Below are 15346 nucleotides of genomic sequence, written 5' to 3' on the forward strand. Positions count from 1 at the left end.
TTTATTTGCGACATCTACCCGCTGCCGCCAGGCAATACGACAAGTTGGACTTCAAGCGCGGGCAATTATGCAGTAACGTGCCGGGTATTCTTGATTAAACGTTTCAGCCTGCGCATTTAAAGGCCTCGAACCCGGCAGTGATGTGCTTGCCACGCATCAACTGACGCAGCACGGGAAGAGCGACCTAAGCTGACTTAATTCAAAACAATACCGGTTGCCATTGAGTACCGGAAAGGAGAACGCATGCTCGAGCTCACCATAGAGCAGATATCCATGGGCCAGACGGCTGTGGACAAGTCTGCGGCGCTGCAATTGCTTGCCGATAAACTGGTCGCCGATGGCTTGGTAGCCGAAGGCTATCTGAGTGGCTTGCAAGCGCGTGAGGCTCAGGGTTCGACCTTTCTGGGTCAGGGCATTGCCATCCCCCACGGCACGCCCGAAACACGTGAGCTGGTGTTCACCACGGGCGTGCGCCTGTTGCAGTTCCCCGAGGGGGTGGACTGGGGTGATGGCCAGATGGTGTACCTGGCCATCGGTATTGCCGCAAAGTCCGACGAACATTTACGTTTGCTGCAACTGCTGACCCGTGCCCTGGGTGAAACCGATCTGGGCGAGGCCCTGCGTCGTGCCAGCTCCGCCGAAGCCTTGCTTAAACTGCTGCAGGGCGCACCACAGGAGCTGGCGCTGGATGCACAGATGATCGGCCTGGGTGTGTCTGCCGATGACTTTGAGGAACTGGTATGGCGTGGTGCCCGTCTGCTGCGTCAGGCTGATTGCGTGAGCAATGGCTTTGCTGCCGTACTGCAGCAAGTCGATGCGCTGCCGCTGGGCGATGGCCTGTGGTGGCTGCATAGCGAGCAAACCGTCAAACGTCCGGGGCTGGCGTTTGTGACACCAGACAAACCGATGCGCTATCTGGGCCAGCCGCTGAGCGGTCTGTTCTGCCTGGCCAGCCTTGGCGAAGCGCATCAGGCCTTGCTGGAGCGCTTGTGCGCGCTACTGATTGCCGGTCGTGGCCACGAACTGGGCAGTGCCACCAGCCGCCGTGCCGTGCTTGAAGTATTGGGCGGCGAGCTGCCGGCCGACTGGCCAAGTGCCCGTATTCCCTTGGCCAACGCCCACGGCCTGCATGCGCGGCCGGCCAAAGTGCTGGCGCAACTGGCGAAAAGTTTTGAAGGCGAAATCCGCGTCCGGATCGTCGATGGCCAGGATTCGGCGGTATCTGCCAAGAGCTTGAGCAAGCTGCTGAGCCTGGGTGCCCGTCGCGGTCAGGTGCTGGAATTTGTCGCCGAGCCGAATATCGCCAACGATGCGCTGCCTGCACTACTGGCTGCGGTCGAGGCGGGTTTGGGTGAGGAAGTCGAGCCGTTGCCGGCGTTGGCTGAAGCCGTGCCCGGTGTCGCCGAAATTGCCACGGTGCTTACCGCCCCGGCGGCTGGCAGCCTGGTGCAGGCGATTGCCGCATCGCCCGGCATTGCCATTGGCCCTGCCCATATACAGGTGCTGCAAACGTTCGATTACCCGCTGCGTGGCGAGTCTTCCGTGGTCGAGCGCGAGCGTCTGCAAAAAGCCCTGAGCGAAGTGCGCAAGGACATTGAAGGCCTGATTACGCGCAGCCAGTCCAAGGCCATTCGCGAAATTTTCATTACCCACCAGGAAATGCTCGATGATCCGGAGCTGACCGATGAAGTGGATTCGCGCCTCAAGCAGGGCGAAAGCGCCGAAGCGGCGTGGATGTCGGTGATCGAGGCCGCTGCGCGTCAGCAGGAGTCCTTGCAGGATGCGCTGCTGGCCGAGCGGGCAGCGGACCTGCGGGATATCGGCCGTCGCGTGCTGGCCCAGCTGTGTGGCGTCGAAACCCCGGCCGAGCCTGACCAGCCTTATGTGCTGGTAATGGATGAGGTCGGCCCTTCAGATGTGGCTCGCCTTGATCCGGCGCGGGTGGCAGGCATTTTAACCGCCCGCGGCGGTGCGACCGCGCACAGCGCCATTGTCGCCCGCGCGCTCGGTATTCCGGCCCTGGTTGGCGCGGGCGAAGCGGTGCTGCTGCTGGCGCCGGGCACTGAATTGTTGATTGATGGCCAGCGCGGTCGCCTGCACGTCTCCCCGGATGCCGACGCCTTGCAGCGTGCCACCCAGGAGCGCGACAGCCGTGAGCAGCGTTTGCTGGCAGCCTCTGCCCAGCGCCACGAACTGGCCGTGACCCAGGATGGTCATGCGGTTGAAGTGTTTGCCAATATCGGTGAGAGCAAGGGCGTCGCCACGGCAGTGGAGCAGGGCGCCGAAGGCATTGGCCTGCTGCGCACCGAACTGATTTTCATGGCCCATTCGCAAGTACCGGACGAGGCGACTCAGGAAGCCGAATACCGTCGTGTACTCGACGGCCTGGCTGGCCGGCCGCTGGTGGTACGCACGCTGGACGTGGGCGGCGATAAACCGCTGCCGTACTGGCCGATCGAGAAAGAAGAAAACCCGTTTTTGGGTGTACGTGGCATTCGTCTTACGCTGCAACGGCCGCAGATCATGGAAAGTCAGTTGCGCGCCTTGCTACGTTCAGCCGACAACCGCCCGCTGCGTATCATGTTCCCGATGGTGGGCAGCGTGGCCGAGTGGCGTGCCGCCCGTGACATGACCGAGCGTTTGCGCCTGGAAATTCCAGTGGCTGACCTGCAATTGGGGATCATGATCGAAGTGCCGTCGGCTGCCTTGCTGGCGCCCGTGCTGGCCAGGGAAGTGGACTTTTTCAGCGTCGGCACCAACGACCTGACCCAATACACCCTGGCCATCGACCGTGGCCACCCGACCCTGTCGGCCCAGGCTGACGGCTTGCACCCCGCGGTATTGCAACTGATCGATATCACCGTGCGTGCGGCCCATGCCCACGGCAAATGGGTGGGCGTGTGCGGCGAGCTGGCGGCTGATCCGCTGGCCGTGCCTGTGCTGGTGGGCCTGGGCGTGGATGAGCTGAGCGTTTCGGCGCGCAGCATCCCCGAGGTCAAGGCGCGGGTACGCGAGTTGAGCATGGATCGTCTGAAAACCCTGGCCGCCGAAGCGTTGAGCGTGGGCAGCCCGGATGAAGTTCGTGCGTTGGTGGAGGCGCTCTGATGGCCCGTATTCTGACTGTCACCCTCAACCCGGCACTGGACTTGACCGTGCGTCTTGGGCAACTGGCACCGGGGGAGGTTAACCGTAGCCCGCTGATGCTGACCCATGCTGCCGGCAAGGGCCTGAACGTGGCGCAAGTACTGGCCGATCTGGGCCACACGCTGACGGTAAGTGGCTTTTTGGGTGAGGATAATGCGCAAGCATTCGATGCCCTGTTCAAGCGTCGCGGTTTTGTCGATGCCTTTATCCGTGTGCCGGGCGAAACCCGCAGCAATATCAAGCTGGCTGAAGACGATGGCCGCGTCACCGACCTTAACGGGCCGGGGCCGCAGGTTGGCGCACAGGCGCAGCAAACCTTGCTCGATACCCTTGAGCGCATTGCTCCCGGGCATGACGCGGTCGTGGTGGCTGGCAGTTTGCCCCGAGGCGTCAGCCCGCAATGGCTGCACGATCTGCTGCTGGGCTTGAAGGCTCAGGGCCTGAAAGTGGTCCTGGACACCAGCGGCGAGGCCTTGAAGCAGGGCCTGGCAGCGGGGCCGTGGTTGATCAAGCCCAACACCGAAGAACTCAGCGATGCGCTGGGCCGCGATATCAGCGACCTTGCAGCCCAGGTTGCAGCCGCAACCGCTTTGCAGGCACAGGGCGTTGAGCACGTGGTGATTTCCCACGGTGCTGAAGGCGTGAACTGGTTCAGCCGTGGGCCGGCCTTGCAAGCGTTGCCGCCCAAGGTCAGCGTCGCCAGCACGGTGGGTGCGGGCGACTCACTGTTGGCGGGTATGGTCCACGGTTTGCTCAGCGGCCATAGCCCCGAGCAGACCCTGCGCACCGCCACTGCCATTGCGGCAATGGCCGTTACTCAGATCGGTTTTGGTATCAGCGATGCAGCGCACCTGGCGACGCTCGAAAGCGGCGTTCGCGTTCGCCCCCTGACAGAAGAATAAAAGGAATCCACATGAAATTAGCCATTGTGACGGGCTGCCCCAACGGCATGGTGACCAGCGTGCTGTGCGCCCGTTTGCTTGATGCGGCGGCTCAGCGTCAGGGCTGGAGCACCAGCGTTGAAGTCCACGACCCCAAGCACCCTGAACGTCAGTTATCGGCGGCGACCATCGATGAAGCCGAGTGGGTGTTGCTGGTCAGCAGTACGCCGCTGGATATGCAGCGTTTTATCGGCAAGCGTGTGTTCCAGAGCACGCCGGCCCAGGCCCTGCAAGATGTAGAGGCGGTGTTGCAGCGTGGCGTGGAGGAGGCCGAGGTCTACGTTGCACCTGCGCCAACAGCTGCTGTTGAAAACGCGCAGAAAACTCCAAAAATCGTCGCCATCACCGCCTGCCCGACAGGCGTGGCCCATACCTTTATGGCAGCCGAAGCCTTGCAGCAAGCGGCCAAGCGTTTGGGCTACGACTTGCAAGTCGAGACCCAGGGTTCGGTAGGCGCGCGCAACCCGTTGAGCGCCGAAGCCATTCGCGACGCCGATGTGGTGTTGCTGGCGGCGGATATCGAAGTGCCGACCGAGCGTTTTGCCGGCAAGAAAATCTACCGTTGCGGCACAGGCATCGCCCTCAAGCAAGCCGAAGCCACCCTGAACAAGGCGTTGAGCGAAGGCAAGCAGGAGAGTGCCGCCGCTGCGGGCGGGGCGCCTGCCAAGCAGGAGAAGGCCGGGGTCTACAAGCACCTGCTGACGGGTGTGTCCTTTATGCTGCCGATGGTGGTGGCAGGGGGGTTGCTGATCGCGCTGTCTTTCGTATTTGGCATTGAAGCTTATAAAGAGCCCGGCACGCTGGCGGCGGCGCTGATGCAGATCGGTGGCGATGCCGCATTCAAATTGATGGTGCCGCTGCTGGCGGGTTATATCGCCTACTCGATTGCCGACCGCCCGGGCCTGGCGCCGGGGATGATCGGCGGCTTGCTGGCGAGTACCCTGGGTGCGGGCTTTATCGGTGGGATTATTGCCGGTTTCATCGCCGGTTACTGTGCCAAGGCGATCAACCGTTATGCGCGCTTGCCGCAGAGCCTTGAGGCGCTGAAACCGATTTTGATCATCCCGTTGTTCGCCAGCCTGTTTACCGGTCTGGTGATGATTTACGTGGTGGGCAAGCCGGTTGCCGGAATGCTTGAAGGCCTGACCCACTTCCTCGACAGCATGGGCACCACCAACGCCATCCTGCTGGGTGTATTGCTGGGCGGGATGATGTGCGTAGACCTGGGCGGGCCGATCAACAAGGCGGCCTATGCGTTTTCGGTGGGGCTGCTGGCTTCGCAAAGTTATGCACCGATGGCGGCAACGATGGCGGCGGGCATGGTGCCGCCGATTGGCTTGGGTATTGCCACGTTCCTGGCGCGCCGCAAGTTCGCCCAGACTGAGCGTGAGGCGGGCAAGGCTGCACTGGTGCTGGGGCTGTGCTTTATTTCCGAAGGTGCCATTCCATTTGCTGCCAAGGATCCGCTGCGGGTGATTCCGGCGAGCATCGTGGGGGGCGCGTTGACGGGGGCATTGTCGATGTACTTCGGTTGCAAGCTGATGGCACCGCACGGTGGCTTGTTTGTATTGCTGATTCCAAACGCGATCAACCATGCGCTGCTGTACTTGTTGGCGATCGTGGCAGGTAGTTTGCTGACGGCGGTGGTGTACGCGGTGATCAAGCGTCCGGAGCCGGTTGAAATGGCGCTGGAGACGGCCAAAGCATAAATCAATCCCCGCTCCCACAATGTCACCGCAAATCCAGTGGGAGCTGGTTCGCCTGCGATGCAGGCACTGGGGTCTGTCAGGCAAACCGTGGCGATGCCATCGCGAGCAAGCCCGCTCCCACAATGTCACCGCAAATCCAGTAGGAGCTGGTTCGCCTGCGATGCAGGCACTGGGGTCTGTCAGGCAAACCGTGGCGATGCCATCGCGAGCAAGCCCGCTCCCACAATGTCACCGCAAATCCAGTGGGAGCTGGTTCGCCTGCGATGCAGGCACTGGGGTCTGTCAGGCAAACCGTGGCGATGCCATCGCGAGCAAGCCCGCTCCCACAATGTCACCGTAAATCCAGTGGGAGCTGGCTTGCCTGCGATGCAGATACTGGGGTCTGTCAGGCAAACCGTGGCGATGCCATCGCGAGCAAGTCCGCTCCCACAAGAGCTGAGCAGCTTGTCCGACTAGTACACATCCCGCCGATAACGCCCTTGCTCGATCAGCCTCTCTACCGCTTCTGCCCCCAGCATGTCGATCAGCGCTTGATCCACACCCGCCGCCATTCCCTGCAAACTGCCACAGATATAAATCGCCGCGCCTTGGTCCAGCCATTGGCGTACCTGCTCGGCAGACTCGCGCAAGCGGTCCTGCACATACACTTTCTGCGCCTGATCCCGTGAAAATGCCAGATCCAGCCGCGCCAGATCGCCACTGGCCAACCAGCCCTGCAGCTCATCGCGGCAATAGAAGTCGTGCTCGGCATTACGCTCGCCAAAGAACAGCCAGTTGCGCTGCTGGCTCTGGGCAATCCGAGCCTTGAGCAAGCTGCGCAGCCCTGCCAGGCCGGTACCATTGCCGAGGAGAATCATTGGCACCGGTTCGGCCGGCAAATGAAAACCGCTGTTGCGGCGCACGCGCAGGCTGATCGCCGAGCCGACTGCGGCATGTTCGGTAAGCCAGCCCGAACCGATGCCCAGGCTGCCATCAGCATGCCGCTCCTGACGTACGATCAACTCCAGCAGACCGTCCTGCGGGATCGAGGCAATGGAGTATTCGCGCATGTTCAACGGGATCAGTGCGTCCACCAGTGCCTGGGCGTGCATGCCCACAAGATGGCCGCGATTTTCCGGCAGTTGTCGGCCAGCCAGGGCCTGAGCCAAAGTTTCCTGCAGGCCATCGAGTTGCACCGGAGTGTCAGCCGACAGCCCCAGCCCCTCCAGGAAGTGCTCAACCGCCCAGCTCGATTGCCGCGGCATCACTTCCACCAGATCACCGGCCTGCCACAGGCTGTTGGTGTCAGGCGCGCTGAGCCCCAGCAGGTACACCCCCGAGCCACTGCTGCCGGGGTTGAGCAGCTTGCGCTCAGTCAGGGGCCAGTTGTTGTAACCAGGCGCCTGCCAGTTGGCATTCGGCGTGCCTCCGGTCAGTTGGCTAAGCTGCTGTTGCCATTGATGCAGGGCCTCGGCATCGCCGCTGTCCACCTCCACCGGGCTGAACAACGCTTGGGCACCGCGCTCGCTCAGCCAGTGCTGGATCCGCGTGGCAAAACCGCAAAAGTGCGGGTATTGACGATCGCCCAGTGCCAGCACCGAGTACTTGAGGCGGTTCAGTCCCAGAGGCTGGCCGAGGATCTTGCGTTCAAAGCCCCGCGCGCTATCAGGCGCTTCGCCATCGCCAAAGGTGCTCACCACAAACAGCGCGTTGCTGGCCTGTTGTAAATCGTTTTCGCTCAGGGCGGCCAAGGGCTGCACCCGTACCGGCAATCCGGCGGCTTGCAATTGCCCGGCGGTCTGCCAGGCCAGTTGCTCGGCAAAGCCGCTCTGGCTGGCAAAACCGATCAGCCAGGACGGCGTATCGCTGCTCGTAGCGGCAAAACCCTGGCGTGCCTGCTTGATCTGACGCTTTTTACGTCGACGGTCCAGATACAGCAACCAGCCGGTTATAAAGAACAGCGGCATGCTCAGGCTGGCTACGGTCACCAGCACGCGCCCGGTAATGCCCCAGTAACTGCCTGTGTGCAGCGCGTAAATGCTGGTCAGTAATTGTGCCTTGTAGGACTTGTCGTCATAACGATCGACTTTTTTGACGGCACCGGTGGCCGGGTCGAGCACAATCTGGTTGAACGCGCGCTCATGGGGTGAGGTGTTCAATAGGTAGAACACCGTGGCAGGCTGGCCGGCCACTGGCGGCATACGCACGTTGTACATGCTCAACTCAGGCCCGGCGGTTTTCTGGATGCTGGCCCAAATGGCATCGTAATCGGCGACCGGAGCTGGCCCGGCTGGCCCGCCCTGACCACGGGGGGCGCGACCGCCGCCCTGGCGCTGCTCGCCGCTCGGGGCATCGGACAGGAGTTTTTGCAGGCCCTGGTTGTACCACTCATAGGACCACGACAAGCCGGTCAGTGCGGCCAGCAGATAAAAGACCATGCACCAGGTGCCCGCCACGGCGTGCAGGTCCCAGTTGAAGCTGCGACCTTTTTTCGCCCAGTCCAGGGTCAGCCAGGTGCGCCAGTTAAGCGCCTGGCGCGGCCAGCGTAGGTACAGGCCCGAGAGGCAGAAGAACACCAGCATCAGGGTGCAGGCGCCGGTGATCTGGCGACCGCTCTGGCCCATGGCCAGGAAACGGTGCAATTGCAGCATCAGGTCGAAAAAGCCCTGGCCGTTGGCCTCGCCCTGATAGGTACCGGTATAGGGGTCAACATAACGCAACTGGCCACGACGCTCGCCCGGTGGCGGGGTGAAGAAGATGCGTGCAGCGGTGCCGCTGTCCACGCCCACCCAGAGCATGGCGACTTGCTTGCCCTCGGTGGCCTCGACCCTGCGCACCAGCTCGGCCGGTGGCAGCACGCCGCTGTCGAGTTTCTCGACCTTGAGCACTGAAGGGTTGAGCAAGTTCAGCAGCTCGTCCTGAAACGACACCGTGGCACCGGTTATCCCCATCAGGGCCAGAACCAGCCCGGCGGTTATGCCGAAAAACCAGTGCAGCTGAAACAGTGTTTTCTTGAACACAACGACCGCCTTGCTTGCTCAATTGAATTCATCACGGCGCAGTATGCCGTGTACGTCTTTTTACACACAAAAGCCCCGACCATTGAATGGACGGGGCCTGGTTCAGCTCAACTTCGAGTTAGAAGTGGAAGCTGGTGGTCAACAGGGCAGTACGGCCCGCTGCCTGGTTTGCAAAGTGAGTCGAAAAAGCTTTGTCGTAATAAGTCTTGTCGGTCAGGTTTTGCACGTTCAGTTGCAGATCGACGTTTTTAGTCAGTTTGTAGCTGGCCATTGCGTCATAGCGGGTATAGGACGGTACATAGGTCGAGTTAGCGACGCTGCCGAACACTTCATCCACGTAGAACGCCCCGCCACCTACAGTCAGTTTTGGCGTGATTGCATAGGTAGTCCACAGGCTTGCACTGTTTCGTGGAGTATTAGGCAGTTTGTTGCCATCGTTGGCCTTGTTCAGAGGGCCGCCGTCCTGCTGTTTGCCGTCCAGGTAGCTGTAACCTGCGAAGACTTGCCATTTGTCTGTGATTTTACCGGTTGCAGAGAGCTCGATACCGTCAACACGAGTTTTACCGGCGTTTTCATAAGACGTGCTGTCGACTTGAACGCGAGTGTTTTCTTTCTCTGTGCGGAATATTGCAGCTGCCAGGGACAGGCGGTCGTTGAGCACATCCCACTTGGTACCGATTTCGTAGTTGGTAGTTTCTTCTGGTTCCAGATCGCTGCTGGCAAAAGCACCGCTTCGCTCAGGTGAACCTGTTAAAGAGTTAGTTTCCATGCCTTCACCGAGCATTGAGCCAGGAGGCGTCGCCGACGTTGCATACGAAATATAGATGCTGCCGTTAGGGCGTACTTTCCAAACCAGCCCAAGCTGGCCGGAGAAGAAATCGCTCGTGTCGGAACCTTTGTAAGTAACTGGAGCCTTGGTTTTGGAGTCTACGCTGTGGGTCTTGTATTTGGTCTCGAAATGGTCATAACGCAGGCCCATGTTTAGCAGCCATTCTGGTGACAATTCCAGCGTATTCATGGCGTAAATTGCACGTGTAGTACTTGAAGTATTTGTGCCGTCATAATTACGAGAGATTGAACCACTCCATGGATCATTCGGAGTCGGATTGCCGAGCGAGGTGCAGTTGTAACCGCTTGGTGCTCCAATCATTGATTGGTCACAAGTTGTGGCTGTGGAGCCTTTCGTGTTTGTGTCCACGTTGTAAGTCGATCTTTTGCTGGTTTCGCGGCTAAGTTCGATACCCGTGGAAAAACTGTTTTTGAATCCCGCTATATAGACATCGCCAAACAGGTCTGTTTGGTTGGTTGTGGTGGCCGTGTTGCCCACGCGAGTGTTAGCTCTGCGCCATACGCTGCCGTTGTTAACGTTCCCCTTACTGTCATCAGGCTGCGTCAGGATGTAGTCCTGCATGCTATTGCCGTGACGAAGGGTGTTCTTGACGGTCAGGTTGTCATTGAAATCATGCTCAAACGCAAAGGTCGTGATATCCGCGCGGGTTTTGCGGAAATCACGGTCAGTCAGGCCGTAGAAGTTACTGCTGTCGCCGCCGTTGTTCGGTTTGTCCGGGCTTGCTGCGGTATGGGTTTTACCCACCGAGTAGCCATACGGAATACCTGAGTCAGGCAGATCGTTGCTTTCCATATGGTAGTAGTCGACGTTGAAGCGGGTATCGGTGCCCAGGCCAAAAGCCAGGGAAGGTGCAATACCCCATCGGTCATAATTGACGTTGTCCCGACCTGCGACGTTGCTTTCGTGGCTCATCAGGTTCAGACGACCCGCAACAGTGTCACTGAACTGGTAGTTGCCATCCAGGGTGTAGCGCTGGGTCTGATCCGAGCCCCATGTCCATCCGCCGTCCACGGAATTACCCAAGTGGGCTTTTTTGCTGACCATGTTAATGGTGCCGCCAGCCGCGCCGCGACCGCCGAAGGCCGAGTTAGGGCCCTTGGCAACTTCAATGTTCTCTACCGCGAAGATCTCGCGGCTCTGCGCGCCGGTGTCTCGCACGCCATCCAGATAGGTGTCGCCCTGAGCATCAAAACCACGGATAAAAGGACGGTCGCCCTGTGGGTTGCCACCTTCGCCTGCGCCGAAGGTGATGCCCGGTACGGTGCGTAATGCGTCCTGTAGCGAGGTAGCTGCTGTGTCTTTGATTAACTGTTGAGGGATGATGGTGATCGAGCGAGGGGTGTCGATCAGGGGGGCGGTGTACTTGGACGAGCTGGCTTTTTCGGTTTGATAAGACTGCTCGGTCTGTTCACCGGTAACCGTGGTCGCGCCAAGGGAAATACTGCTGCCCTGTGCCTTGCTGTCAGTGCTCTCGGCAGCCTGAACCATATGGCCTGCCGAGGTCGCGGTAATCGCGACACCGATGGCCGAAGCCAGTAAACGCGGTGAGCTGACGGGTATTTTTATTTGTTGGCGCGACATTTGAAGATCCCTTCCCCCAGAATTTGAGCCGCGAAATATATGGCAAACAATTCTGACTATCAATTGAGAGGCATTACTATTTGCGCTGAATTTACATTCTTTACAAATTGCCTTTACGGTTTTTTCACACTCGTTCGTCTATAGGTCTCTTAACAAAGTTTTACATAGACAATAAGAATCAATACCATTGCCATCCCTTTGCTATCAGGTATTGCGTCATGTTGCTGCATATCCCCGGCTTGTTCTCCCGTGAAGAGGTGCAGCGCATCCGTGAGGCGCTGCAGCAGACGCAATGGGCTGACGGTAAAATCACCGCCGGCTTTCAATCGGCCAAGGCCAAGCACAATCTGCAACTGCCCGAAGACCATCCCCTCGCCAAGGAGATCGGCGCGGCGATGGTAGACAGGCTGTGGAAAAATCCGCTGTATATGTCGGCGGCCCTGCCACACAAGGTCTTCCCGCCGTTGGTGAACTGCTACACCGGGGGCGGCAGTTTCGACTTCCATATCGACAATGCCGTGCGCCAGCCCAAGGGCAGCCCTGAACGGGTGCGTACTGATCTGTCGGCGACCCTGTTTTTCAGTGACCCCGAGGAGTACGACGGCGGCGAACTGGTGATTCAGGACACCTACGGTGTGCAGCAGGTCAAACTGCCTGCTGGCGATATGGTCTTGTACCCCGGTACCAGTTTGCACAAGGTCAATGCCGTTACCCGTGGGGCACGTTTTGCGTCGTTCTTCTGGACTCAGAGCCTGGTACGCGAGGACAGTCAGCGCACGTTGCTGTTTGAAATGGACGGCGCGATCCAGCAACTGACCCGTGACATTCCTGATCATCCTTCGCTGATCCAGCTCACCGGCACTTATCACAACCTGTTGCGTCGCTGGGCCGAGGTGTAATTCATGAGCTTTCAATTACGCCGCGAAGAAGTACTCAATGGTGACCAGCTGAGCGCCATGTTGAGCGAGAACCCGGCCAAAGCGGCCCAGGCCATTTTGATGGCGGCCAAAGAGGGCATCGTCGATGGTCAGGCGTTGCTGGGGCAGATCCTGCTCGACGGCCAGGGCATCGAGCGCGACCCGGTGCTGGCCAAGCGCTGGTTTCAGATTGCGGCCAATGCCGGCCACTTGATGGCCCGCAACATGCTGGGTCGCTGCTGGGAGCATGGTTGGGGCGGGCCCGTCGACTGCACCCTGGCAAGCCTGGAATATCGACAAGCCGCTGAAGCTGGACTGGATTGGGCGCTCTACAACTACGCCAACTTGCTCGCTACCGGTCGCGGCGTAACCCAAGACCAGAACGCGGCGTACCAGCTGTACCGGGTGGCGGCACAGGCGGGCCATGCCAAGTCGATGAACCTGCTGGGGCGTTACCTCGAAGAAGGCGAGCATTGCCCGGCCGACAAAGCCGAGGCCTGTCTCTGGTACGAGCGCTCGGCACGCGGCGGTGATTTTCGTGGCCAGTTCAGCCATGCCTCGGTACTGGCCGAAGACGGCAATATTGATGACGCGTTGCGCTGGTTCGAGCGTGCCCTGAATGGCGGCAATCTGAACTTCTTGCGGGTGACCCTGGGCACCCTGCTAGAGGCTCGGGAACCCCGTATCCGGGCACTGAGCGCTGCCTGGCAAGTGCGTATCGATGCCTTGCAGGGCAACAACGGCTGACCGTGATTACACCGTCAAAGTTAATGCTCGTACGCGGCTTTCAAGCGTGTCCTAGCCAATAACTGTTTATTCGGGTAATTATTCATTTTTATTTTTGTCCCGGTCTTACAGGTACTCGGGTAGTTCTGTTATTGATGGATGCTCTTTGAGAAGTGATGCTGTTCGAACAGGATCATTTTTTAAAGGGAATTAATATGCAGGTTGATAATAAGGCGTTCAGCAACAGTGCTGAGGAGGCCAGATCGCTTGAGAAAATGAGCGCTCTGGAAGCGGCTATCTATTTGCCATCGAATTATATTCAAATGCTGGCCGGTGAAAAAGATTCCGCTGTTTCAAAGGAAGAATTGGGTTTTATTATCCGGCGCAGTGATATTCACAGTGTTCGAGCCTATGTGAGTGAGTCACGCAAGTTACCCATGGACTACAACAAGATTGTGGCCTGGTTTGGTCTGGACACTACAAGTATTCCGGGGCTAGAACCCGCCAGTATTCAGTCTTTTCATCAACGCGTCGTGCAGCATGCCGGCAGCTGGTCGGCGCTCGAGCGGGAAACAAAGGAACTTGCTCGCCAACTGAACCGGTTCTCGGACAGTTTCATTACCCATGCCAATGGCATCATTGAGTTAATAAACAGGCTGGATTCCGATCGGCTGTTCTCTGGTGGGCTGGACGATCTGACGGCCGCGGAAACCGCGCAGTTGGCTGATGGGCTTAGCTCTACAGAGCTCAAGGCAGTCACCATCATGCGCGAACATGTAAAGTCGATCAAAAGCAGCACCGAGTCCTATATAAAAAGAGCCTACGCAGTGGGGGCATTGGCGGCCGAGTTTGAGCGCGTCCTGTCCGATGAGTTGACTCATGAAGTCAATGCCAAACTGGATGCCTATGCCAAAGCGGGCCTTTCCAGGGACCGTGAAACACTGACTGCGCGCATCAAAGAGCTGGACAGCGAAATCGAGCGATTGATAAGGGATTACAGGTCTCAGGTTTTGTACGGGCACTCAGGGATTTTTCTGGGGCCTATCGGCTTGGCTGTCACAGGCGGGATATTCGGGGTAAAGGCCGAAGCAATACGCACACGAAAAAACAAACTGATTGCCGAGCGTGACATTGCCAGGCAAGGCAGCCAGGAGCAAGAGCAACTCGCGATGGTGCTGGATGCCACCCAGCAGCGTTTTACCGACTTGCGCAGTCGCATGCTGGGAGCGGAAGAGGGCGCCAAGCGTCTGGCACAAGTATGGAGCTATATCAGTAACTACCTGGATGAAGTTGATCATGAATTGGGGTACGTGGATTCTTTTGCTCGCTTATACAAACTTAAAGTTGATTTTGCACAGCTGCTGAATCCGTGGAAGCGTGTTAAGGATTACAGCGTGCAAATATCCAATGCATTTAATGAGATTATTGAAAAGCGTATTTGAAAAGGAAGTCACAATATGAATGCGGGCGTCGATGAAGTGGAGTATGAAAACCCTGATATGCCAGGTGTTTTCAGCGGGCTAAAAAAGTTTAATGCTGTGGCGGTCAGTCATGAATACGATTTTATTCCATCGTTGCAGGAGCGTTTAAGCCTGGCGGCCAGATGCTTGAGTCGTGGTGCGCGCAGTATTGTCGACAAGGTGCGTAGCCTTGAAGTAATGGTGGACAGTGCGGGCTTTGATGAACTGGCGGAACAATGGGCAGCCATTCACACTCATGGCCCATTAACGCCAGAGGCTCGCACCTCTGCAATCCATATTCTGAATGAAACTTTCACTCAGCGAAGCCGGCGCCTGGTGAGTGCTGTTGCGGCGGCCAAAGCGCAAATAGCATTGCGTACTGCCGAAGGCGAGGGACTGAATCTCGAACACTATTCCGATCCGCTGCTGGCGTATGACGTGGCCAGGCTGGATGAACTGGAGCAACAGGCGATTACGCTGCAACTGGAAGAAGATCAATTGCGTGCGGACAAACAGGTTGTTGTCGCGGCTCTGGAGATCCTTCAGTCCAGGACCTGGCTTGATCATGCAAGGGATTTGCTGCCTGGTATTGAACAAATTCAGGTACTTGTGACAACAGCTGCAGTGGGAAAGGTCGAGGCGGATGTGGTGACTGCTGCCATTGAGCGTATAACGCAGTACCTGGGTTTTATTGACAGTGGGTACAGGATGTTTTCGCTGATTGAAGCACGCAACAAAATCACCGACAAACTGGCTGATTTGAGCATGCGTAAATCCAGGGACAAGTCAGACAGGCGCGTGCTCAAGGAGCGCGCTGAAAAAATAAGGCGTCACGCAGAGCTGGTTGAGGCGCGGGCGTACTGGGTCGACAACATGAAGCGGATTGCCAACGGGTTGACCGTGTTTTCCACTCGGGTCAATGCAGCCATTGATGCAAATGAACACTCGATGGTGCAAGCCTCGGCAGAGCTGGCGGGTTTTCTGCGTTTCTTACGGCACATCAGCCGATAGGGGCTGCC

At 58.5% G+C, this 15346-nt stretch carries 9 protein-coding genes; 7 read left to right on the forward strand and 2 right to left on the reverse strand.

Annotated features, from left to right (window positions below):
- Window positions 1-243: 243 nt before the first annotated feature.
- The 3 genes from ptsP to V6L81_RS07295 are packed head-to-tail and all read left to right on the forward strand — an operon-like array spanning window position 244 to window position 5794.
- Window positions 244-3105, forward strand: a complete 2862-nt coding sequence (gene ptsP / locus V6L81_RS07285; protein WP_095026378.1) for a phosphoenolpyruvate--protein phosphotransferase — start codon at window positions 244-246, stop codon at window positions 3103-3105.
- On the forward strand, window positions 3105-4046 hold the full coding sequence (gene pfkB / locus V6L81_RS07290) for a 1-phosphofructokinase (RefSeq protein ID WP_338660581.1): 942 nt from the start codon (window positions 3105-3107) through the stop codon (window positions 4044-4046). The genes ptsP and pfkB overlap by 1 nt, the downstream gene beginning before the upstream one ends.
- An 11-nt stretch (window positions 4047-4057) precedes the next feature.
- On the forward strand, window positions 4058-5794 hold the full coding sequence (locus tag V6L81_RS07295; protein WP_095038603.1) for a PTS fructose-like transporter subunit IIB: 1737 nt from the start codon (window positions 4058-4060) through the stop codon (window positions 5792-5794).
- A gap of 452 nt (window positions 5795-6246) precedes the next feature.
- Here the strand turns inward: V6L81_RS07295 and V6L81_RS07300 are convergent, their stop codons facing one another.
- Window positions 6247-8793, reverse strand: coding sequence for a sulfite reductase flavoprotein subunit alpha (locus V6L81_RS07300; RefSeq protein ID WP_338660582.1), 2547 nt, complete (start codon window positions 8791-8793; stop codon window positions 6247-6249).
- Window positions 8794-8911: 118 nt separating this feature from the next.
- On the reverse strand, window positions 8912-11224 hold the full coding sequence (locus tag V6L81_RS07305; RefSeq protein ID WP_338660679.1) for a TonB-dependent siderophore receptor: 2313 nt from the start codon (window positions 11222-11224) through the stop codon (window positions 8912-8914).
- A 218-nt stretch (window positions 11225-11442) separates the two neighbouring features.
- Here V6L81_RS07305 and V6L81_RS07310 point away from each other — a divergent pair, with 218 nt between their 5' ends.
- The 4 genes from V6L81_RS07310 (at window position 11443) to V6L81_RS07325 (ending at window position 15338) form a co-directional block, all read left to right on the forward strand.
- Window positions 11443-12123 carry a Fe2+-dependent dioxygenase gene (locus V6L81_RS07310; protein WP_338660583.1) on the forward strand — a complete coding sequence of 227 codons (681 nt, stop codon included), beginning with the start codon at window positions 11443-11445 and terminating at the stop codon, window positions 12121-12123.
- A gap of 3 nt (window positions 12124-12126) precedes the next feature.
- Window positions 12127-12888: a tetratricopeptide repeat protein gene (locus V6L81_RS07315; protein ID WP_095018272.1), complete on the forward strand. Its 762-nt coding sequence runs from the start codon at window positions 12127-12129 to the stop codon at window positions 12886-12888.
- 155 nt (window positions 12889-13043) lie between these two features.
- The gene (locus V6L81_RS07320; protein WP_338660584.1) at window positions 13044-14309 is read left to right on the forward strand and encodes an alpha-xenorhabdolysin family binary toxin subunit A; all 1266 of its coding nucleotides are present in this window, start codon (window positions 13044-13046) and stop codon (window positions 14307-14309) included.
- A 15-nt stretch (window positions 14310-14324) separates the two neighbouring features.
- Window positions 14325-15338 (forward strand): alpha-xenorhabdolysin family binary toxin subunit B, encoded by a 1014-nt coding sequence (locus tag V6L81_RS07325; protein WP_095018273.1) that lies wholly within the window; start codon window positions 14325-14327, stop codon window positions 15336-15338.
- Window positions 15339-15346: the final 8 nt, after the last annotated feature.

Source organism: Pseudomonas bubulae (genome assembly GCF_037023725.1).
Lineage (GTDB): Bacteria > Pseudomonadota > Gammaproteobacteria > Pseudomonadales > Pseudomonadaceae > Aquipseudomonas > Aquipseudomonas bubulae.